General features: G+C 62.3%; 20 protein-coding genes and 1 tRNA gene. 11 read left to right on the forward strand and 10 right to left on the reverse strand.

The annotated features are described in order from the left end of the window. Positions 1-55 precede the first annotated feature (55 nt). Together ASD63_RS27480 and ASD63_RS35530 are read right to left on the reverse strand one after the other, a co-directional pair. Positions 56-760 (reverse strand): hypothetical protein, encoded by a 705-nt coding sequence (locus ASD63_RS27480; protein WP_064816993.1) that lies wholly within the window; start codon positions 758-760, stop codon positions 56-58. A 193-nt stretch (positions 761-953) separates the two neighbouring features. After that, entirely contained in the window at positions 954-1220 is a 267-nt protein-coding gene (locus tag ASD63_RS35530) for a hypothetical protein (protein ID WP_162250998.1), read from the reverse strand. Here ASD63_RS35530 and ASD63_RS27485 point away from each other — a divergent pair. Next, entirely contained in the window at positions 1150-2130 is a 981-nt protein-coding gene (locus tag ASD63_RS27485; RefSeq protein WP_034790940.1) for a GlxA family transcriptional regulator, read from the forward strand. The two genes, ASD63_RS35530 and ASD63_RS27485, sit on opposite strands and share 71 nt — an antisense overlap. A 217-nt stretch (positions 2131-2347) precedes the next feature. Here ASD63_RS27485 and ASD63_RS27490 read toward each other — a convergent pair whose 3' ends face one another. The 3 genes from ASD63_RS27490 to ASD63_RS27500 all read right to left on the reverse strand — a co-directional run bounded on the left by ASD63_RS27490 (position 2348) and on the right by ASD63_RS27500 (position 3320). Further along, positions 2348-2611: a hypothetical protein gene (locus tag ASD63_RS27490; protein WP_060530029.1), complete on the reverse strand. Its 264-nt coding sequence runs from the start codon at positions 2609-2611 to the stop codon at positions 2348-2350. Between the two features lie 155 nt (positions 2612-2766). Further along, on the reverse strand, positions 2767-3021 hold the full coding sequence (locus ASD63_RS27495; RefSeq protein WP_034790944.1) for a glycine zipper domain-containing protein: 255 nt from the start codon (positions 3019-3021) through the stop codon (positions 2767-2769). A gap of 223 nt (positions 3022-3244) precedes the next feature. After that, positions 3245-3320: transfer RNA gene (locus ASD63_RS27500), tRNA-Lys, on the reverse strand. A 191-nt stretch (positions 3321-3511) separates the two neighbouring features. Here ASD63_RS27500 and ASD63_RS27505 point away from each other — a divergent pair. Next, positions 3512-4258, forward strand: coding sequence for a cytochrome c biogenesis CcdA family protein (locus tag ASD63_RS27505; protein ID WP_034790946.1), 747 nt, complete (start codon positions 3512-3514; stop codon positions 4256-4258). 116 nt (positions 4259-4374) lie between these two features. Further along, the gene (locus ASD63_RS27510; RefSeq protein WP_060517046.1) at positions 4375-5337 is read left to right on the forward strand and encodes an AEC family transporter; all 963 of its coding nucleotides are present in this window, start codon (positions 4375-4377) and stop codon (positions 5335-5337) included. Here the strand turns inward: ASD63_RS27510 and ASD63_RS27515 are convergent. After that, positions 5305-6516, reverse strand: coding sequence for a UbiH/UbiF family hydroxylase (locus tag ASD63_RS27515; protein WP_034790950.1), 1212 nt, complete (start codon positions 6514-6516; stop codon positions 5305-5307). The genes ASD63_RS27510 and ASD63_RS27515 overlap by 33 nt on opposite strands. Before the next feature lie 273 nt (positions 6517-6789). On the opposite strand from ASD63_RS27515, the gene pcsA reads away from it, so the two are divergent. The 8 genes from pcsA to ASD63_RS27555 all read left to right on the forward strand — a co-directional run bounded on the left by pcsA (position 6790) and on the right by ASD63_RS27555 (position 15700). Continuing rightward, a complete protein-coding gene (pcsA, locus tag ASD63_RS27520; protein ID WP_034790952.1) occupies positions 6790-7515 on the forward strand; it encodes a phosphatidylcholine synthase in 726 nt (241 codons plus the stop codon). Positions 7516-7524: 9 nt separating this feature from the next. Beyond that, entirely contained in the window at positions 7525-8496 is a 972-nt protein-coding gene (locus ASD63_RS27525) for a quinone oxidoreductase (RefSeq protein WP_034790985.1), read from the forward strand. A 48-nt stretch (positions 8497-8544) separates the two neighbouring features. Continuing rightward, on the forward strand, positions 8545-10119 hold the full coding sequence (locus ASD63_RS27530) for an ABC transporter ATP-binding protein (RefSeq protein ID WP_060530030.1): 1575 nt from the start codon (positions 8545-8547) through the stop codon (positions 10117-10119). Next, a complete protein-coding gene (locus ASD63_RS27535; RefSeq protein WP_034790990.1) occupies positions 10109-11203 on the forward strand; it encodes an ABC transporter permease in 1095 nt (364 codons plus the stop codon). The genes ASD63_RS27530 and ASD63_RS27535 overlap by 11 nt, the downstream gene beginning before the upstream one ends. Continuing rightward, on the forward strand, positions 11203-12123 hold the full coding sequence (locus ASD63_RS27540; RefSeq protein WP_034790993.1) for an ABC transporter permease: 921 nt from the start codon (positions 11203-11205) through the stop codon (positions 12121-12123). Before ASD63_RS27535 ends, ASD63_RS27540 begins: the two co-directional genes overlap by 1 nt. A 49-nt stretch (positions 12124-12172) precedes the next feature. Beyond that, positions 12173-13243: a BMP family ABC transporter substrate-binding protein gene (locus ASD63_RS27545; protein ID WP_034791380.1), complete on the forward strand. Its 1071-nt coding sequence runs from the start codon at positions 12173-12175 to the stop codon at positions 13241-13243. Positions 13244-13461: 218 nt separating this feature from the next. Then, entirely contained in the window at positions 13462-14241 is a 780-nt protein-coding gene (locus ASD63_RS27550; RefSeq protein WP_051659212.1) for a FadR/GntR family transcriptional regulator, read from the forward strand. Between the two features lie 166 nt (positions 14242-14407). Next, the gene (locus ASD63_RS27555) at positions 14408-15700 is read left to right on the forward strand and encodes a hemolysin family protein (protein ID WP_034790998.1); all 1293 of its coding nucleotides are present in this window, start codon (positions 14408-14410) and stop codon (positions 15698-15700) included. 269 nt (positions 15701-15969) lie between these two features. Here the strand turns inward: ASD63_RS27555 and glp are convergent, their stop codons facing one another. Genes glp through trpD form a run of 4 tightly spaced genes read right to left on the reverse strand, consistent with a single transcriptional unit; the run spans position 15970 to position 19517 of the window. Beyond that, positions 15970-17181, reverse strand: coding sequence for a gephyrin-like molybdotransferase Glp (gene glp, locus ASD63_RS27560; protein WP_034790999.1), 1212 nt, complete (start codon positions 17179-17181; stop codon positions 15970-15972). A 4-nt stretch (positions 17182-17185) separates the two neighbouring features. Continuing rightward, a complete protein-coding gene (moaC, locus tag ASD63_RS27565) occupies positions 17186-17674 on the reverse strand; it encodes a cyclic pyranopterin monophosphate synthase MoaC (RefSeq protein WP_034791001.1) in 489 nt (162 codons plus the stop codon). Continuing rightward, a complete protein-coding gene (trpC, locus tag ASD63_RS27570) occupies positions 17674-18489 on the reverse strand; it encodes an indole-3-glycerol phosphate synthase TrpC (RefSeq protein ID WP_034791003.1) in 816 nt (271 codons plus the stop codon). The genes moaC and trpC overlap by 1 nt, the downstream gene beginning before the upstream one ends. A 14-nt stretch (positions 18490-18503) precedes the next feature. Further along, the gene (trpD, locus tag ASD63_RS27575; RefSeq protein ID WP_034791006.1) at positions 18504-19517 is read right to left on the reverse strand and encodes an anthranilate phosphoribosyltransferase; all 1014 of its coding nucleotides are present in this window, start codon (positions 19515-19517) and stop codon (positions 18504-18506) included. Between the last annotated feature and the right edge of the window lie 15 nt (positions 19518-19532).

The raw sequence follows: 19532 nt of genomic DNA on the forward strand, positions 1-19532 counted from the left end.
GGCAATTGCAATTTTCTCCAGACGAAACGCCTGGCCAAGTTGATGTCGTACTGGCTTAGATTTTGAGGCAGTTGTCCGGCATGTAGAACACGGACGTCCGCCATGGCCGGCCGTTCACCGGTCCGAAGCCGTCGAAGTCGAGGCGGCGATAGCCGTTGTTGATCAGCAGGTCGTATCCCTCCTGGTACCTCTCGCGTTCGCTGTTGTCCCAGATGATTGCGGACGGCCTCTGCTTCAGGTTCATCGTCGCCTTGGCACAATTCACGCGATCGCGGCCGTCTATGACAACAACGTCGAACGCGGTGTCCTGGTGGCGCGTCACCTCGGTGGAGTAGTCGCCCCCCTCTACCAATTCGCGATAGTTGTAAGTTACATTGGCCGGCGATTGCTTGGAGATCAGCTCGAACCAGTCGCGGTCATGTTCGACGCTGACCACCGACTTCGCCTTGCGGCTCCACCAAAGCGTGGAGTTGCCGCTGCCATACTCGAAAACGCGTAAGTCAGTCAGTTGCCGGGTGCCGAGAAAATGCAACATCGGGTAGGTGTACCAGGGGCATGGTTCTCCGTCGGCGGTCATCGGCTTGTGCTGTTTTGCACTCTCCAACCAGCCCATCTGCCTCGCGCTTTCGACGAACTTCGGGAAGAAGTCGCGCGGGATATCCGGAGTTTCCCAAAGAAGCAGGTCGAGTTTCTGCTCGATCTTTGGAATGCGGCCGATGAGCTTTGTCGCTTTTACGAAGTTCTTCATCGCGCCCAGCATCATAGTCTCCCTCAGTTGCGGACATGCTTAATGGCTTATATGTTTTGTTAGCGCAAGCGGTTGAAACGCGGATCCGGCGAGCGTCGAAGTTCGGCAGGCGCACAGCCTGAGCTGCAGGTGTAACGCCGTTTCCTCCCGAGCAACGCGTCCCTTCGTCGGCTTGCCGAAGCGCTAGACGCCGGGGCAGTGGCGCTTACGATTCCGCAAAATCACATAAAAAAACGGGCCGGCGGATGGTTTCCGACCGGCCCGTTCCGGCAAAAGGCGGAAAGGGGAACGTCTCTGCGCGGGGCTGCAGCGCCGCGCGTAGGGAGATCGATACGGTCTGATAATGCCCGAAAGGCAGCATTGGAATTGACATTTCCCGCTTGAAATTTGACATTTCCCGCATGCCTTCCGATGGACGTCTACAATCTGTGATCGAAGTTTCCGTCGTTATCCTGCCGGAGTCGTCGATCATGTCGCTTGCCTCCGTGCTGGACCCGATGCGCGCCGCAAACCGTATCTCGGGGCGCGAGGTGTTTCGTTGGCGGCTGCTCTCGGCCGATGGCAAGCCGGTGGTCCTGACCTGCGGCGTGCCGATTGCGGTCGAGGGCACGCTTCGCCCGCCGCTTGCCGGCGACGCGCTGCTGGTGATCGGCGGCTTCAACCTTGATCGTCACGCCGGCAAGAAATTCATCGGTGCATTGCAGGAGTGCTCGCGCCATTTCGATATCGTCGCCGGCATCGAATCGGGCTGCTGGTTGCTCGGCCGCAGCGGTCTGCTCAATGGCCGCAAGGCGACAGCGCATTGGGAGGAGCTTGAGGATTTCAGCCAGGCCTTTCCGGAGTTGACGGTGCTTGGCGACCGGTTCGTCATCGACGGCAAGTTCTGGACCTCGGGCGGCGCTTCGCCGACCTTCGACATGATGCTGCACTGGATCACCCAGCGGCTAGGGTCTGCACTGGCGCTCGATGTCGCCAGCATCTTCGTCTACGACCAGACGCATAGTGCAGCCGACGTGCAGCCCTATGTTTCGCTCGGGAGGATCGAGACGCGCGACCCGAAGCTCGCCGAGGCCATCCGCCTGATGGAACGCACGCTGGAGCGTCCCTTGACGATCGCCGCGTTGACGAAGCGGCTGTCGATCTCGCAGCGCAAGCTGGAGTTGCTGTTTGTGCGCGGACTATCGACGAGTCCCGGCGCCTATTACCTACGCCTGCGTCTTCAGTTCGCCCATCGGCTGGTGCGCGACTCCGCTAGCCCGATCCGCGAGATTGCCCTTCGATGCGGTTTCGACAGCCTGTCTGCATTTTCGCGCGCCTATAGCCGCGAGTATGGAATGAGCCCGCTGAAGATGCGACTGGCCCGCAGAGGAGCGGAAGCATAGGCAGCGCCGTCAGGCACGCGACTATTGGGAAGGCCGGGGTGAGGGGCCCGCGAATTGCTCACGGCATAGCCGATCCGGATTGTTCGCGTGTTTTGAGGCAACCGCGCAGACGGCACCCGCTGATGCGTCCCCATCATGCATGGAGTGCGACGTCGTTCCGCACGCCCGGCGTCGCCGGGCCGCATCCGGCCGGGCGCAGTCGCGGGGTCATTATGCCCTAATGAACCGTTTGTGGCGGCTCGTCGGTAAAGGCTTGGATGCCGTCGCGCTGGACCGTTGCGATAAACTCCTCGAAAGCTTCCCTGTCGGTCGGGAAGGGCTCCTCCCATGTCGTAGAGAAGCCCTCCTCGTCAATGACCTCGAGGGTCCAGTCGCGATTCGTGCCCGCCTCCCGGTAGATCCGCAATTCCACGACGACGCCATCCTCACTGAATTGGCCGGATAATTCCGAAAACTCGTAGTTCTGTTCTTCGTCAGTCATGTCTGAAGTGTAACACGCTTGCTTGAGGACGTCCTGCCATGTTCGGCCTCGACGATATTGCTCGCAGCTTCAGCCGGGCACACAGGCGCATTCGCCGGCCTCCACGAAGGTTTGGACCGGGGATGCGCCTGTCACCTTGGCCAATGGTCTTGCTGTTACCGGCAGCGGGCTTCGTAGCGGCGGCCATAGCGGTCGCGATAGATGCAATAGCCCTGGCGCTCCTGGGAGCGTCCGATCAGGTTGCCGATAACGCCACCGGCGACCGCGCCGATTGCCGCGCCGCCCCAGCTGTCGCTGACCGCGCCACCAATGATCGCACCGGTGCCGGCGCCGATCGCCGTGCCTTTCTCGGTCTGCGTGCAGGAAGCAAGCGTACCAATCATCAAAACCGCAATGACAAGCTTTCTCATGCCTTCACCCCTTTGCTCGATACCAAACTGGGCAGTTCACCGCCTTGCATCCTCAGCGTGAGCCTCAGCATCTACTCAACGCGTCGAATTGTCGATAGCACGGAATGCAACAGGCGAAGATACGGCGGGGTTCGCTCCAAAAAGTGTAGAGAATGGGCTCGCATGGCGATGCATTTTGATGTCCAAGGACACCAGCAAGCGATTGATTTCAATGGGGTTTGCGTGGTGAGCGCGCAGGGATTCGAACCCTGGACCTACTGATTAAAAGTCAGTTGCTCTACCGGCTGAGCTACGCGCTCCCTGGCCGCGGCGGTGAAGCCCGGCGGAAGTGGCCGGACATATGCACGCGTGTTTCCCCCCGGTCAACCGAAAAATTGCGGGTTTTGTGAAGAAACGGTGCATGGCGCAATGATCGCCAAAAGGTGATTGGTATCATCATGATCCTGCGGCTAAGGAATGGCCCAAATGCCGCGTGCCGGAGTTGTTGCCGTTGTCGATCGCCGATATTTCCATCTGGACCGCCGTCCTTGCCGGCGCCCTTTCGTTCCTTTCTCCCTGCGTTCTGCCGCTCGTACCGCCCTATCTCTGCTATATGGCGGGCGTCTCGGTCGATCAGTTCCGCAGCGGTGATGCGGCGACCATCGGCAGCACGAGACGCGCTGTCTTGCCGGCAGCCCTGTTGTTCACGCTCGGTTTTGCCACCGTCTTCGTGGCGCTCGGGGCGGGGGCCTCGTCGATCGGCATGCTGCTTCGGCAGCATATGGACCTGCTGTCGCGCGTCGGCGGCGTGATCATCATCATCATGGGCCTGCATTTCCTTGGCGTGTTCAAGATCGGGCTGCTCGCGCGGGAAGCGCGATTCCAGGGCGGCGGCAAGCCGGCGACGCTCTCGGGCGCCTACATCATGGGTCTTGCCTTTGCCTTCGGCTGGACGCCCTGCATCGGCCCGGTACTCGGCACGATCCTCGGCGTTGCTGCCGCACGTGACACCGTGTCCGACGGCGCAATGTTGCTGGCGATCTATTCGCTGGGCCTTGCCGTGCCGTTCTGGATCGCGGCTGCGTTTTCCGGCTCCTTCATGCGCTTCCTCTTCCGCTTCCGTCGCCATCTCGGTCTGGTCGAGAAGCTGATGGGCGGCCTTCTGGTGCTGGCGGGCCTGGCTTTTCTCTTCGGCTTCATCAGTTCCGTCGCCATCTGGTTCCAGACGACCTTCCCGATCCTGATGAAAATCGGCTAGGGCATACCCTCGTATTTTAGAATCACTTTTCGGCTTAACCGGCCTAATCGTCAGGCCGGTTCGTGCGCTAGGCGTGCGGGCGTCGGCGCGGGAAGGTGAAGGATGCGAGGGACAAGATGACGGAAATCGCGGGCCTGGTGCTGCCGTTCTTCGGCCTGATCTTCCTCGGTTATCTGACGGCGCGCTTCGTCCACCATCCGGGCGAGGCGATGGGGTGGCTGAACACCTTCATCATCTACCTCGCGCTGCCGGCGCTGTTCTTCAAGCTCGTCTCGCGCACGCCGATTGAACAGCTGGCGCGTGCCGACTTCATCCTGACCACCGTCGGTGCGACCTACATCGTCTTTTCGCTGATCTTCCTCATCGGGGTCTATGTCAGGCGCAACTCCATTGCCGAGGCGACGATCCAGGGTTTTGGCGCTGCTTATGGCAATATCGGCTACATGGGGCCTGGCCTTGCGCTCCTGGCGTTGGGCGATGCCGCTGCCGTACCGGTGGCGCTGATCTTCAGCTTCGAAAACGCCGCGCATTTCGCGGTCGCACCGGCGATGATGGCGATATCAGGCGGCCGGCAGGAAAAGCCGCTGGCGCTTGCAGCCAGCGTCGCGCGCAAGATCATTCTGCACCCGTTCATCCTGGCCACACTTGCCGGTGTGGTCGCCGCCTTTTTCGCCGTGCAGCCGCCAGTTCCGGTTCAGCGGCTGATCGATTATCTCGCCCAGTGTGCGGCGCCCTGCGCGCTCTTTGCCATGGGGGTGACGCTGGCGCTGCGCCCAATCAAGCGCATTCCCGTCGAGATCGGCTACATCGTCCCGGCGAAACTGCTCTTGCATCCGCTCGTCATGTTCACGGCAATGAGCCTGACGGGGAACTATGATCCGGTCTGGGTGCAGACGGCGGTACTGCTCGCAGCGCTTCCGACGGCGACGAACGTTTTCGTTATCGGCCATCAATATGGTGTGTGGCAGGAGCGAGCCTCGGCCACGATCCTCATCACTACGACACTGTCAGTCGCAACGGTGACCGGCCTGCTTTACCTGATCCGTTCAGGCGCTCTTCCGCCCGATCTTTTCCCTTAAGCCTTCCTTGAAGGCATTGAGCGCGCTGCCGGGGTGCACGCCTTCGCGCATCAGCAGGCTGCGGAGCGGCCCAACGGCGGAAAGTACGTGCAGCCCCAGTGCGCGCAGCGCCTGCACTGGCAGGAAGCCGGAGAGCAGCGAGCGGTTGAGCAGATCCACACTTGCCGTGCGGCTGATGATGTCCGGCCGGCGGCGGCTGTCGAAGCGGTCACCGATATCGCCGGCAAGCGGCTCGCCGCTGGATACGCCGATGATATCGACGAGCGTCATCACATCGCGGAGGCTAAGGTTGAGCCCCTGAGCGCCGATCGGCGGGAAGGCGTGCGCTGCTTCGCCGAGGAGCACGACGCGGCCCTTGCCGAAGCGCTGGGCGGTCATGCCCGAGAGCGGGAAGGATTGCGGCGTGCCCTCGACGGTTACCTTGCCGAGGATTGATTGCATCCGGTCTTCGACGGCGCGGGAGAGTGCCGCAAGATCCAGCGTCAGCGTTTGTGCGGCATCCTCGGGTTTGCGGACCCAGACCAGGCTGGAGCGGTTGCCCGGCAGGGGCACTTGCGTGAAGGGACCGCTTTCGGTGTGGAATTCGGTCGAGATGTTCTGGTGCGGCAGCTCGTGCGCAAAGTTCAAGACGACCGCCGTCTGCGGATAGGACCAGGTGCTGACGGAGATCTTCGCCGCTTCGCGCACCGGCGACCGACGACCATCGGCGCCGACGAGGAGATAGGCGCTGCATTGGCTGCCGTTTGCAAGCTCGATCGTTGCGACAGCGTCCGAAAGTTCAAAGCCGATCGCCGACGTGGTGATGCGTGTCAGCGTCGGGCTCTCTTCGGCGCGGTGGCAGAGAATATCGATGAAGGGCGCGTTGGGGATATTGTAGCCGAAGGCGTCGAGCCCGACTTCCGAGGCACGGAAGTTGACCGGTGGCGCCCGCAGCAACCGGTTGGTGCCGTCGAGGATACGCATGGTCGAAAGCGGAGCCGTCAGCGGCTCGACCTTTTCCCAAAGGTTGAGCGTCTTCAGATACTCGATCGATTGGTCCATCAGCGCGGTGGTGCGTCCGTCGGCAACCGCCGGCTCCGGTCCGATCAAGGCCACGCGGTAGCCCGCATCGGCAAGCGCGATGGCCGCAAGCGATCCGGCAAGGCCCGCACCGATAATGGCGATGTCGAAGTGGTCCATGATGCAAAAGCCCTTTCGCGCAAGCTGTGAGGCGTCTTGGCCCAGCCTCGATCATACCTCTAGTCGCCGGCGCATGCGAAATAAATGGGTAGAATCAGCGCAGAAGCAATTTGCAGGTGTCCACAGGACAATGGGGCGAGGGGAGGCTGTAATACTTGAATTTTAGTGGCGATGCGTTGCAAAGGGTGCATATTACGGGCAACGCGCCGCACAGCGGTCGAGGCGGGTCAAGGCCCGCACGGGGAAAACAGCAGGGGTGGGCGGCATCCGCAGATGAAGTTCTTTAACTATAGACGAGTTCCCTACGCCGAGATTCGCGCCTTTTCCGTGCATATCTTGACCGCCTCGGGGTCGTTTCTCGCCTTCCTGGGTGTCGTGGCTGCGGCCGAGCATCGCTTCGTCGACATGTTCTGGTGGCTGGGGCTGGCGCTGCTCGTCGACGGCATCGACGGGCCGATCGCGCGCAAGGTGCGCGTCAAGGAAGTGCTGCCCAACTGGTCGGGCGATACGCTCGACAACGTCATCGACTATGTGACCTATGTGCTGTTGCCTGCCTTTGCGCTCTACCAGAGCGGCATGATCGGCGAGCCCTGGTCCTTCGTGGCGGCCGGCGCGATCGTGGTTTCGAGCGCGATCTACTATGCCGATATGGGCATGAAGACGGACGAATACTTTTTCTCCGGTTTCCCCGTCGTCTGGAACATGGTCGTCTTCACATTGTTCGTCATTCAGGCGAGCGAGCTGACCGCGTCGATCGTCGTTTTCGTGTCGGTGGTCTTGACCTTCCTGCCGATCAACTTCCTTCATCCGGTTCGCGTCCAGCGCTTGCGACCGCTGAACCTCGGCATCTTCCTCTTGTGGTCGGCGCTCGGCATCTATGCGCTGCTCCTGCATTTTGCGACGCCGGCATGGGTCGTGACCGGCTTCGTCGTCACAGGCATCTATCTCTACGTGATTGGCTTCGTGCTGCAGATTTTCCCAAGTCTCGGCCGGAAATAGGAGCAGGCAATGGCACAGGCGATTGTGGTACGCGAACTCGGAGGACCGGAGGTCCTGAAGCTCGAAGGCGTGACACTCTCGCCGCCGGGGCCGGGTGAGGTACAGATCCGGCAGGTGGCCGTCGGCCTCAATTTCATCGACGTCTACTTCCGCACCGGCCTCTACAAGTCGGCTTTGCCCTTCGTGCCGGGCAAGGAAGGTGCCGGCATCGTCACTGCGGTTGGCGACGGAGTCAGCCTGTTTTCCGTCGGTGATCGCGTCGCCTATGCCTCGGCCGATGGTGCCTATGCGAGCGAGCGCAACGTCGATGCTGCGCAGTTGGTGAAGGTGCCCGACGGCATCAGCCTCGAGACTGCGGCTGCGATGATGCTGAAAGGCATGACGGCACAATACTTGCTCAACCAGACCTATCAGGTCGGTCCGGGCACGACGATTCTCTTCCATGCCGCAGCCGGCGGCGTCGGGCTGATTGCCGGCCAATGGGCGAAGGCGCTTGGCGCGACCGTTATTGGCACAGCGGGCTCGCAGGACAAGATGGATCTGGCGCTGGCGCATGGCTACGACCACGTGATCAACTACCGCAGCGACAATTTCGTCGCGCGGGTCAAGGAATTGACCGACGGCCGGGGCGTTGATGTCGTCTACGATTCCGTCGGGCGCGACACCTATCCGGCGTCGTTGGATTGCATCAAGCCGCGCGGCCTCTGGGTCAGCTTCGGCAATTCGTCCGGTCCAGTGGAGGCTTTTAGCATCGGCATCCTGGCGCAGAAGGGGTCGCTGTTTGCGACGCGTCCGACACTCTTTGGTTACGTTGCCACGCGGCCTGCGCTGGAAGCGTGTGCAAATTCCCTGTTTGATATTGTGCAAAGCAACAAAGTGCGTATCAATATAAATCAGACTTATCCGCTTGCCGATGCGGGGCGAGCGCATACGGATCTCGAGACAAGAAAAACAAGTGGAACAACACTGCTGATTCCGTGATCGAAGCCTTAAGGCGGACGCGGATCAACAGAGGGGAAAGAGGGCAGCGTGCCTGTTGAGGGAGTAGCGGCGAACGGTCATCTATTGGCTGTGAGCAACCTGACGAAATTGTTTGGCAGCTTCGCGGCCTGCAATGGGATCAATCTGCAGATTGAACCGGGCGAAATTCACGCCCTTCTCGGCGAAAACGGCGCCGGAAAATCGACCTTGGTGAAGATGCTGTTCGGCGTATTGGCGCCGACGGCCGGCGAGATCCTCTGGCAGGGCCAGAGCGTGCGCATCGCCAATCCCGCGGCTGCACGCAGGCTCGGCATCGGCATGGTTTTCCAGCATTTTTCGCTGTTCGAGGCGCTGACGGTCGCCGAGAACATCGCGCTTTCCATGGATGCGAACATCTCGCTGGCGAGGGTAGCGGAAGAGGCGTCGCGCCTGTCGCATGCGTACGGCCTTCCGCTCGACCCCAAGGCGCATGTGGCGGATCTCTCGGTCGGCGAGCGCCAGCGCATCGAGATCGTGCGCGCGCTCTTGCAGAACCCGCGCCTCATCATCCTCGACGAGCCGACCTCGGTGTTGATGCCGCAGGAAGCCGACCGCCTGTTCGAAACGCTCTACAAGTTGAAGGCGGAGGGGCGCTCGGTTCTCTATATCAGCCACCGACTGGAAGAGGTGCAGCGCATCTGCGACCGCGCCACGGTGTTGCGTCACGGCAAGGTAACGGGCGCCTGCGACCCGAAGGCGGAAACCCCGTCGTCGCTGGCGCGCATGATGGTTGGCGGTGACGTCGCGGCGGTGACGGCCGAAGGCACCAGCGCCAAGGGCCAGGTGCATCTGGAAGCGCGGCACTTGACCGTGCCGGCGCGCACGCCCTTTGCCGTTTCGCTGAAGAACATCTGTCTCAAGGTGCATGCCGGCGAGGTGCTGGCGATTGCCGGTGTTGCCGGCAACGGCCAGGGCGAACTGTTCGATGCGCTCTCGGGCGAGTACCCGGTTGCCGACGATAATGCGGTGCAGATCCGCCAGAAGCCGGTCGGCAACCGCAACATCAATGCGCGCCGCCTGATGGGCGCGGGCTTCGTTCCCGAGGAGCGCCACGGCCATGCCGCGGTATCGGCGTTGCCGCTTTCGGACAATCTCGTGCTTGCCCGCAGCCGCTCGGACGCCAAGGCGTTTCTCGGCGGCGGTTTCCTCAAGATCATCCGTCGCGATGCGGTGACGAGCGCCACGAAGCGCATCTCCGAGGCGATGGACGTGCGCAAGAGTGGTGAGGATCCGCCGGCCGGCTCGCTTTCCGGCGGCAACCTGCAGAAGTTCATCGTCGGGCGTGAGCTCGACCGTCAGCCGAGCGTGCTCGTCGTCAATCAGCCCACTTGGGGCGTCGATGCGGGTGCTGCGAGCCGCATCCGCCAGGCGCTCGTCGACCTCGCCAAGGCCGGCTCTGCCGTTCTCGTCATCAGCCAGGACCTCGACGAAATCTTCGAAGTGGCGACGGAGATCGCCGTCATCAGCGACGGAAAGCTATCCGATCCCTATCCGGCAAAAGAGCTTTCACGCGAAAAGATCGGCCTGCTGATGGGCGGCATGTACGGCAAGACGGAAGGCACGGAGGCCGCACATGCGCATTGAACTGGAAAAGCGCGCCAAGGTCTCGACGCTGTTTTCGATCCTGTCGCCGTTCATCGCCTTCCTGCTGACGATCGTCTTCGGCGGCATCATGTTTGCGCTTCTCGGCAAGAATCCGGTCATGGCGCTCTACAGCTTTTTCGTCGAGCCCTTGAGCGAGGTCTGGTCGCTGCACGAGCTGGCAATCAAGGCAGCGCCCCTGATCCTGATTGCCGTCGGGCTTTCGGTCTGTTTCCGCTCCAACAACTGGAACATCGGCGCCGAGGGCCAGTTTATCATGGGCGCGATCGCCGGCTCGATCCTGCCGGTGGTCTGTTATGACTGGCAGTCGCCGCTGGTGCTGCCGCTAATGATGCTGATGGGCATGCTCGGTGGTGCGCTGTTTGCCGCCATCCCCGCCTTCCTAAAGGCGCATATGAACACCAACGAGATCCTGACGAGCCTGATGCTGGTCTATGTCGCCCAGCTCTTCCTCGATTGGCTGGTGCGTGGACCCTGGCGCAATCCAGGCGGCATGAACTTTCCGGAGACGCGCACCTTCGCCGTCGATGCGATCCTGCCGGAAATGCTTGCCTCGGGACGCACCCACTGGGGCTTCGCCTTCGCCATCATAGCGGCGATCCTCGTCTGGTTCATGATGCGTTACACGCTGAAGGGCTTCGAGATTTCCGTGCTTGGCCAATCGGAGCGGGCAGGGCGCTTCGCCGGTTTCTCCTCGCGCAAGATGATCTGGTTTTCGATGCTGCTTTCGGGCGCTTTTGCCGGTCTGGCCGGCATCTCCGAAGTCAGTGGCGCGATCCAGCAGCTGCGCCCGGTCATCTCGCCCGGCTACGGCTTCACCGCCATCATCGTTGCGTTCCTCGGCCGCCTCAATCCGCTTGGCATCGTCGCCGCCGGCCTGGTGCTGGCGCTCACCTATCTCGGCGGTGAGGCGGCGCAGCTGTCGATCGGCGTTTCCGAGAAGGTGACGCGCGTCTTCCAGGGTCTCCTGCTCTTCTTCGTGCTCTCCTGTGACACGCTCATCCACTATCGCATCAAGCTGGTCTTCGACCGGTTGACCGCGACCAATAGCGAGGGGAGCCGCTGATGGGTATCGTCGAAGCGATCCTTCTGAGCGTCATCACTGCCGCAACGCCCCTGGTGTTGGCCGCGATCGGCGAACTGGTGACCGAACGGTCCGGCGTGCTGAACCTCGGCGTCGAGGGCATGATGATCATGGGGTCGGTCTCCGCCTTCGCGATTACCCAGATTACCGGTTCGCCCTATCTGGGCATGCTTGCCGGCATCGCCTGCGGCGCACTGTTCTCGCAGCTCTTTGCCTTCCTCACGCTGAGCCTGGTAGCAAACCAGGTGGCGACGGGCCTGGCTTTGACCCTGCTCGGCATCGGCGTCTCCGGCATGATGGGCGAGAGTTTCCTCGGCATGCAGGGCGTCAAGCTGCAGCCGATCGCGATACCGCTTCTCGCGGATATCCCCTATATCGGGCCGCTGCTCTTTCGGCAGGATATCATTTTCTATCTTTCGATCGCGATCGTCGCGGGCGTGCATTGGTTCCTGTTCAAGAGCCGTGCTGGCCTCAAGCTTCGCGCCGTCGGCGATAGCCACGCCTCCGCGCACGCGCTTGGCGTCAACGTCATTCGCACCCGCTATCTCGCCGTGATGTTCGGCGGCGCCTGTGCCGGGCTTGCCGGCGCGCAGCTGTCGCTCGTCTACACGCCGCAATGGGTGGAAAACATGTCGGCCGGTCGCGGCTGGATCGCACTGGCGCTGGTGGTCTTTTCGTCCTGGCGCCCCTGGCGGCTGGTGGCCGGTGGCTATCTCTTCGGTGCCGTATCGATCAGCCAGTTGCATGCGCAGGCCTTCGGCCTCGGCATTCCCTCGCAGCTCCTTTCGTCGCTCCCCTATGTCGCGACGATCGTCGTCCTCATTCTCATTTCGCATAACCGGCGCATGACCCTGATCAATACGCCGGCATCGCTCGGCAAACCGTTTGTGCCGGACCGATGATTGCAAGCATTTCATACTGACGTTTCTCAAACCGACAGAGGTCAAGAAAATGAAAAAACTACTGCTCGTTCTCGCAAGCTCCGCGGCAGCGATCGGCTTTGCCACCGGTGCAAGCGCCCAGGAGAAGGCCAAGGTCTGCTTCGTCTACGTCGGTGCCAAGACCGACGGCGGCTGGACCCAGGCGCACGACATCGGCCGCCAGGAGCTGGAAAAGGCGCTCGGCGACAAGATCGAGACGCAGTATCTCGAAAGCGTGCCGGAGGGCCCGGATGCCGAGCGCGCGATCGAGCGTCTCGCACGCTCGGGCTGCGGCCTGATCTTCACGACGTCCTTCGGCTTCATGGACGCGACGATCAAGATCGCGCAGAAGTTCCCGGACGTGAAGTTCGAGCATGCGACCGGCTACAAGACCGCGCCGAACGTCGCGACCTACAACAGCCGCTTCTATGAAGGCCGCTACATCCAGGGCGTGATCGCCGCCAAGATGTCGCAAAAGGGCGTCGCCGGCTACATCGCCTCCTTCCCGATCCCGGAAGTGGTGATGGGCATCAACTCCTTCATCATCGGCGCGCGCTCGGTCAACCCGGACTTCAAGATCAAGGTCGTTTGGGCAAACACCTGGTTCGACCCCGGCAAGGAAGCCGATGCTGCCAAGGCATTGGTCGACCAGGGCGTCGATATCCTGACGCAGCACACCGACACGACGGCACCGATGCAGGTTGCCGCCGAGCGTGGCATCAAGGCCTTCGGCCAGGCCTCCGACATGATCAAGGCCGGCCCGGAAACGCAGCTGACGGCGATCGTCGATACCTGGGGCGCCTACTACATCAAGCGCACGCAGGCCTTCCTCGATGGCAAGTGGGAAACGACGTCGAGCTGGGACGGCCTGAAGGACGGCATCTTGACGATGGCGCCCTACACCAACATGCCTGACGACGTGAAGAAGCTCGCTGAGGACGCCGAAGCCAAGATCAAGTCGGGCGAACTGAAGCCCTTCACCGGCCCGCTGAAAAAGCAGGACGGCAGCGAGTGGCTTGCTGCAGGGGCGACGTCTGACGACGGCACGCTGCTTGGCATGAACTTCTACGTCGAAGGTGTCGACGACCAGCTGCCGAAGTAAGCAGGAGCCTACGAAACAGAATGCAAACCCCGCCATTTCGGCGGGGTTTGTCGTTTGGAAAACGCGTAAGGGTTGTTTCATCGTTCGGCGGTGCGCGGTTTACGGTTTTGCGGCCACCCTGGGGCTTTTCGGAATCGACTGTTCAAACTACATTCATTTGCGCAGGTTTAGGGGGCCCCCCGTGCTCCGCACGAAGGCCTTGTGGCGCGTCGCGCCGTATGAAATCAGGCAGGGGAGTGCCTGGAGGAGATGGATTGAACAGGAGTTTGCTGGAAACCGTCGTGTCCGGCTCGCGCAAGCGCACGAGCCACGCACATGTTGTCGATCAACTAGGCAAGGCAATCATATCCGGCGAATTTCCGGTCGGCTCCATTCTTCCGGGTGATCCGGAACTTGCGGCACGCTTCAAGGTATCCCGAACTGTTCTGCGCGAAGCCATGAAGACGCTGGCCGCCAAGGGGCTGGTCGTGCCGCGTGCCCGCATCGGCACCCGCGTGACGCCGCGCAACGACTGGAACCTGTTCGACAACGACATCCTGACTTGGCACTTCGAATGCGGTGTCGACGAGGACTTCCTCTATCACCTCAGCGAAGTGCGCCTGGCCTTCGAGCCGCATGCGGCAGCACTTGCGGCGCGAAACGCGTCGGAGGCCGAAATCAGCCGCATGATGCGGCTCGCGGTTGCGATGGGCGAGGAGGGGCATAGCGCCGAGAGCCTCGCAAGCGCCGACCTGAAGTTCCACCTGGCTGTCGCCGAGGCCTCCGGCAACCCATTCATGCGCACGGTCGGCGGGCTGATCGAAGCGGCGCTGGTCGGTGTCTTCAAGCTGAGCTCTCCGGTCGCCGAAAAGGGCGGCATAGACGAGGTTGCCCGCAACCACATCCGTATCGTTGAGGAGATCGGCAGGCGCGACGAGGTCGGCGCACGTCTTGCCATGGAAAACGTGATCAAGATCGGGCGCGAGCGCGTTCGCAGCGCGCTGCAAAGTCGCAGTTGAGGCTGCCACCGGTCGAGATTGTTCAACAAAACAGCGCTCGGCCCTTCCAATGTTCAGAAGATTGCAGCGATTTCATTGCTTGTGCTTGCTCGGATCGCGCGCTGGCCTTATTTGGTGAGGGCTCGCTCCTTGTGGAGCGGCTTTCGTCAACGGTGATCTGGAGACCATGTCCGAGTTTTTTGTCATTTTCGTCCTGCTTTTGATCAATGCATTTTTTGCTCTCTCGGAAATGGCAATCGTCTCGGCAAGCAAGCCAATGCTTCGCCAGATGGCAAAACAGGGAAATGCCCGCGCCGAAGTGGCGCTGAGGCTCGCTGAAGATCCCGGCAAGTTTCTTTCCACCGTACAGGTCGGCATCACGCTCGTCGGCACCTTAGCCGGCGCATACGGTGGCGCGACAATCGCTGCGAAATTTGCACCGCTGCTCGATGAGGTCGCTTGGATCAATCCTTACGGCAACACGGTTGCCCTCGTACTCGTCGTTACCCTCATCACCTTCCTGTCCGTGGTTATCGGCGAGCTCATTCCGAAGCAGCTGGCGCTGAAAAATTCCGAGGCGCTGGCGATGTTCGTCGCGCGCCCGATGCACTTCTTGTCGCGGATCACCGCGCCGGTCGTCTATCTCTTCGAGACCGCGGCGTCGCTTGCCATGCGTCTCCTCGGCATCCGTCCTGACGATCCTGATCATGTGACGGAAGAGGAAGTCCACGCGATCATGGCCGAAGGCGTCGAAAGCGGCGCCATCGAAAAGTCCGAGCACGAGATGCTTCGGCGAATCATCCGCCTCGGCGACCGCAACGTGAAGTCGATCATGACCCACAGGACCGAGGTGAGCTTCATCGACGTCAATGACAGCCTGGAAACGGTCGGTCGTAAGATCGATCAGTTCGGCCATTCCCGCTATCCGGTGGTCGATGGCCCGAGCGGCGACGTTCTCGGCGCGGTTCTCGCCAAGGAAATCCTGAACGCGCCGACCTCCGGTCCGTTCGACGTGCGTAGATACATCAAGGAAATCCACACCTTGCCGGAGACGGCGTCGTGCCTAAAGGCACTGGAAGCCTTCAAGTCGTCAAGCATCAACATGGCGATGATCGTCGACGAATATGGAAGCACTGAGGGCATTATCACCATCGCCGACATTCTCGAGGCGATCGTCGGCGTGCTGCCGTCGAACTACGACGACATCGAGCATGCGTTGATCCGCCAGCGCGAAGACGGAAGCTACCTTGTCGACGGCCGCACGCCGATCGACGAAATCCACCTGACGATCGGCATCGAGGGAATCGACGCCGACGGCAACTTCGAGACCATCGCCGGCTTCCTGGTGCAGCAGTTGCGCAAGACGCCGGAGGAGGGCGATGTCGCGATTGCCCATGGCTACCGCTTCGAAGTGGTCGACATGGACGCACGCCGCATCGACAAGATCCTCGTCAGCCGCTCGGACGAGACGGGCAACTGATCCATGCGCGGCCAGGTGCGCACCCCGGCCTGATGCGGCAAGAGCGGTGACTGCGCATGCGGCCGCTTACATCGTCACAAAGTGCTTCGTCACAAAACTTGAGGGTCCGTGTCACGGCGCCGAATTGGTGGCGCTCTATGACGAGGCCACGTGATCATCGCTGAGGTCGCCCGACTACGGATTATCGAGAGGCCCCGCCATGAACGGGAAAAAGGTCGGGTTCTGCCCGGCCTGCTTTTGCGCTCGAAGGTGGCTCGCGCTTGGTTCGTTCAGCGAAGCCTGAGAATGTGGCAGGTTGTGCCCGCGGGGGCTTCGGCCGCGTGCGGCGGCCGCACGATCAGGCAATCCGACTGCGCGAAAACCTTCATCATCGACGAATCCTGCCGCGAGAAGGGATGGGCGACCAACGTGCCGTCGCTGTCCCGCGTAAGGCGCGCGCGCACATAGTCCTGCCTGACGTCGTTGCCCGGAAGCTGGCCTGCAAGCCGCGCGGTCGTTATGCGGTCGCGCGATGGTAAGCGGGCGAGCTTACGGGTCAGCGGCTCGAGGAAGAGCAGGGCGCAGACGAGGCTGGAGACCGGATTGCCCGGCAGGCCCAGCACCGTGGCCGTTCCGAGCTGGCCCACCATGAGCGGCTTTCCCGGCCGCATGGCGATGCGCCAGAAGTCGAGCGTCATGCCGCAGGCAATGAGCGTCGATTGCACCAGGTCATGGTCACCGACCGAAGCGCCGCCGAGCGTGACGATCACGTCGACATCGGCGCCCTGCGCCCGTCTGACCTCGGCACTGATGGCGTCCCGATCGTCGCGGACGATGCCGAGATCGATGACCTCGGCGCCGTTGTCGCGCGCGATCGCCGCGACGCCGAAGCTGTTGGAGGCGATGATCTGATCGTCGCCCGGCTTGTTGCCCGGAGCCACCAGCTCGTCGCCCGTGGCGAGGATTGCGATCCGCGGGCGCTTGAAGACCGGCAGGCTCGCATGGTTCATCCCCGCAGCGAGCGTCAAGCGTCCGGCGTCGAGCACGTCGCCCGCCGAAAGTGCCGCTTCGCCGGCGATAAAATCCTGGCCGGCTGTTCGAATATGCCGCCCCTTGCCGGGCACGAATTTGGTGCGGATCCGGTTGCCCGGCAACCGCTCGGTATCCTCCTGGATGATCACCGTATCGGCGCCCAATGGCACCGGCGCACCGGTGAAGATGCGCACGGCTTCGCCCGCTTTCATCTCGCCCTTGAAGCCATGGCCCGCAGCCGACTGGCCGATCACGGTCAGTTCGGCGCCGATGGTCTCAATGTCCCGGTGGCGCACAGCGTAGCCATCCATCGCCGAATTGTCGAAGGCCGGATGGGTGACGCGAGCCGGAATATCCTGAGACAGCACGCGGCCGGGCCCGTCATGGAGACCGACGAGCTCTGTCAATTGCGGTGGCGTGGCGCCATATAGGATCCGCTCGAGCGCGTCTTCGACGGACAGCAACGCCATGGCCTCAGTTCCCTTCGCGTCGATAGTCGCCGGATCGCCCGCCGGACTTGCTGACCAGCTGGATGCCACCGATTTCCATCTCGCGATCGGCCGCCTTCGCCATGTCGTAGATCGTAAGGCAGGCGACGCTCACGGCCGTCAGCGCCTCCATCTCGACGCCGGTGCGTCCCGTCAGCTTGGCAAGCGCCTCGACCCGGAGGCCGGGAAGCGCCGGGTCCGGCGTGATATCGACGGTTACCTTGGTCAGCATCAACGGGTGGCAGAGTGGAATGAGGTTGGCCGTCTGCTTGGCGGCCATGATGCCGGCAAGCCGCGCCGTACCGATGACATCGCCCTTCTTGGCGTCGCCTTCGAGAATGAGTGTCAGCGTTTCGGCCTTCATGCGCACATGGCCTTCGGCGACAGCGATGCGTATCGTCTCGGCCTTGTCGCCGACATCCACCATGTTCGCTTCGCCGCTGCCACCGATATGCGTGAGCGTCGGCTTGCTCATCACTCGGCCGCCAGCGTGGTCGTAGCGCCGGTCAGGAGCGTGCGCGTTGCCGATTCGACGTCGCTCTTGCGCATCAGGCTCTCGCCGACGAGGAAGGTGGTGATGCCGCTCTTTTCCAGCCGCTGGCAATCCGCATGCGTGAAGATGCCGCTTTCGCCGACGAGCAGACGGTCGGCAGGCACCATTCCCGCAAGCTGCTCGGAAACCGAGAGATCAACCTCGAAGGTCCTGAGGTTGCGGTTGTTGATGCCGACGAGCGGCGAGGTGAGCTTCAGTGCCCGTTCCATCTCTTCGGCGTCGTGCACCTCGATCAGCACGTCCATGCCAAGCTCGAGGGATGCGTCTTCGAGTCGGCGGGCGTCGTCGTCGCTGAGCGAAGCCATGATGAGAAGGATGCAGTCGGCGCCCCAGGCGCGCGCCTCGAACACCTGGTAGGTGTCGAACATGAAGTCCTTGCGCAGCGCCGGCAGGGCGCAGGCCGCACGCGCCGCTTCGAGAAAGGCAGGCGCACCCTGAAAGCTCGGGGCGTCCGTCAGCACCGACAGACAGGCCGCTCCACCGGCTTCATAGGCCTTGGCGAGCGCCGGCGGATCGAAATCCGGGCGGATCAGTCCCTTCGACGGGCTTGCCTTCTTGATTTCGGCGATCAGTCCGAACGTGCCGGCGGCCTTGCGTGCGGCGAGCGCCGCATGAAAGCCGCGCGGGGTGGCCAGATCAGCGATACGCGCCTTGAGTTCGTCGAGCGAAACGTTCGACTTGGCAGCGGCGATCTCGTCGCGCTTGTAGGCTTCGATCTTGCGCAGGATATCCGTCATGTGCTGATCCTTCCTCAGGCCGCGTTCGATACGCTGATCAGGCGCTGCAGCGCGGTCTTGGCGCTGCCGCTTGAAAGCGACTGGCGCCCAAGCGCCATGCCTTCGGTGAGGTCCTTTGCCCGTCCGGCTATCATCAGCGATGCGGCCGCATTGGCAAGGGAAATGTCCCGGTAGGGGTTCTCGGCACCATCGAGCACTGCCTGGAGCGCGACCGCATTGTACGCGCCGTCGCCGCCCTTGAGCGCATCGATCGTCACCGTCTGAAGGCCGAAATCGGCGGGCGTCAGGGTGAAGGTGGAAATCTTGCCGTCCTTGAGTGCTGCGACCTCGGTCGTGCCGGTCGTCGTGATCTCGTCGAGGCCATCGCCGTGAACGACCCAGACATTGTCCGAGCCGAGATCACGCAGCACTTCGGCCAGCGGCTGCACCCATTGCGGCGCGTAGACGCCGACGAGCTGGCGCTTGACGCCTGCGGGGTTGGAAAGCGGACCGAGCAGGTTGAAGATCGTGCGCGTTCCGAGCTCCACCCGCGTCGGGCCGACATGGCGCATGGCGGAATGGTGCTGCTGGGCGAACATGAAGCCGACACCGGCCTCGCGGATGCATTTCGATATGGCGTCCGGACCGATGTCGAGCTTGACGCCGAGGCAGGAGAGCGCGTCGGCCGTGCCTGACTTCGAGCTCAGCGCGCGGTTGCCGTGCTTGGCAACAGGCACGCCGGCGCCGGCGACGATCAGCGAGGCAAGAGTCGAGATGTTGTAGGTGCCGGCGCCGTCGCCACCGGTTCCAACGATATCGACCGCATCCGCTGGCGCATCGACCGGCAGCATGCGGGCACGCATCGCGCCCACCGCGCCGACGATTTCATCGACGGTTTCGCCGCGCACCCGCAATGCCATCAGGAAGCCGCCGATCTGCGACGGCGTTGCGGCACCCGACATGATGATTTCGAAGGCGGCACGTGCGTCTTCGCGGTTCAGCGCCTCGCGGGCGGCGACCTTGGCGACGAATGGCTTCAGATCACTCATCGATGGTTTCCTTGG

The sequence above is a fragment of the Ensifer sp. Root558 genome (assembly GCF_001427045.1).
GTDB lineage: Bacteria > Pseudomonadota > Alphaproteobacteria > Rhizobiales > Rhizobiaceae > Ensifer > Ensifer adhaerens.

Coding starts and splice junctions, on each gene's coding strand:
- ASD63_RS27490 (WP_060530029.1), bottom strand. CDS start 2,611: ATGACTGACGAAGAACAGAACTACGAGTTTTCGGAATTATCCGGCCAA.
- glp (WP_034790999.1), bottom strand. CDS start 17,181: ATGGCGTTGCTGTCCGTCGAAGACGCGCTCGAGCGGATCCTATATGGC.
- ASD63_RS27545 (WP_034791380.1), top strand. CDS start 12,173: ATGAAAAAACTACTGCTCGTTCTCGCAAGCTCCGCGGCAGCGATCGGC.
- ASD63_RS27525 (WP_034790985.1), top strand. CDS start 7,525: ATGGCACAGGCGATTGTGGTACGCGAACTCGGAGGACCGGAGGTCCTG.
- ASD63_RS27495 (WP_034790944.1), bottom strand. CDS start 3,021: ATGAGAAAGCTTGTCATTGCGGTTTTGATGATTGGTACGCTTGCTTCC.
- ASD63_RS27480 (WP_064816993.1), bottom strand. CDS start 760: ATGCTGGGCGCGATGAAGAACTTCGTAAAAGCGACAAAGCTCATCGGC.
- ASD63_RS27485 (WP_034790940.1), top strand. CDS start 1,150: ATGCCTTCCGATGGACGTCTACAATCTGTGATCGAAGTTTCCGTCGTT.
- ASD63_RS27540 (WP_034790993.1), top strand. CDS start 11,203: ATGGGTATCGTCGAAGCGATCCTTCTGAGCGTCATCACTGCCGCAACG.
- ASD63_RS35530 (WP_162250998.1), bottom strand. CDS start 1,220: ATGATCGACGACTCCGGCAGGATAACGACGGAAACTTCGATCACAGAT.
- ASD63_RS27510 (WP_060517046.1), top strand. CDS start 4,375: ATGACGGAAATCGCGGGCCTGGTGCTGCCGTTCTTCGGCCTGATCTTC.
- moaC (WP_034791001.1), bottom strand. CDS start 17,674: ATGAGCAAGCCGACGCTCACGCATATCGGTGGCAGCGGCGAAGCGAAC.
- trpD (WP_034791006.1), bottom strand. CDS start 19,517: ATGAGTGATCTGAAGCCATTCGTCGCCAAGGTCGCCGCCCGCGAGGCG.
- ASD63_RS27550 (WP_051659212.1), top strand. CDS start 13,462: ATGAAATCAGGCAGGGGAGTGCCTGGAGGAGATGGATTGAACAGGAGT.
- pcsA (WP_034790952.1), top strand. CDS start 6,790: ATGAAGTTCTTTAACTATAGACGAGTTCCCTACGCCGAGATTCGCGCC.
- ASD63_RS27515 (WP_034790950.1), bottom strand. CDS start 6,516: ATGGACCACTTCGACATCGCCATTATCGGTGCGGGCCTTGCCGGATCG.
- ASD63_RS27535 (WP_034790990.1), top strand. CDS start 10,109: ATGCGCATTGAACTGGAAAAGCGCGCCAAGGTCTCGACGCTGTTTTCG.
- trpC (WP_034791003.1), bottom strand. CDS start 18,489: ATGACGGATATCCTGCGCAAGATCGAAGCCTACAAGCGCGACGAGATC.
- ASD63_RS27555 (WP_034790998.1), top strand. CDS start 14,408: ATGTCCGAGTTTTTTGTCATTTTCGTCCTGCTTTTGATCAATGCATTT.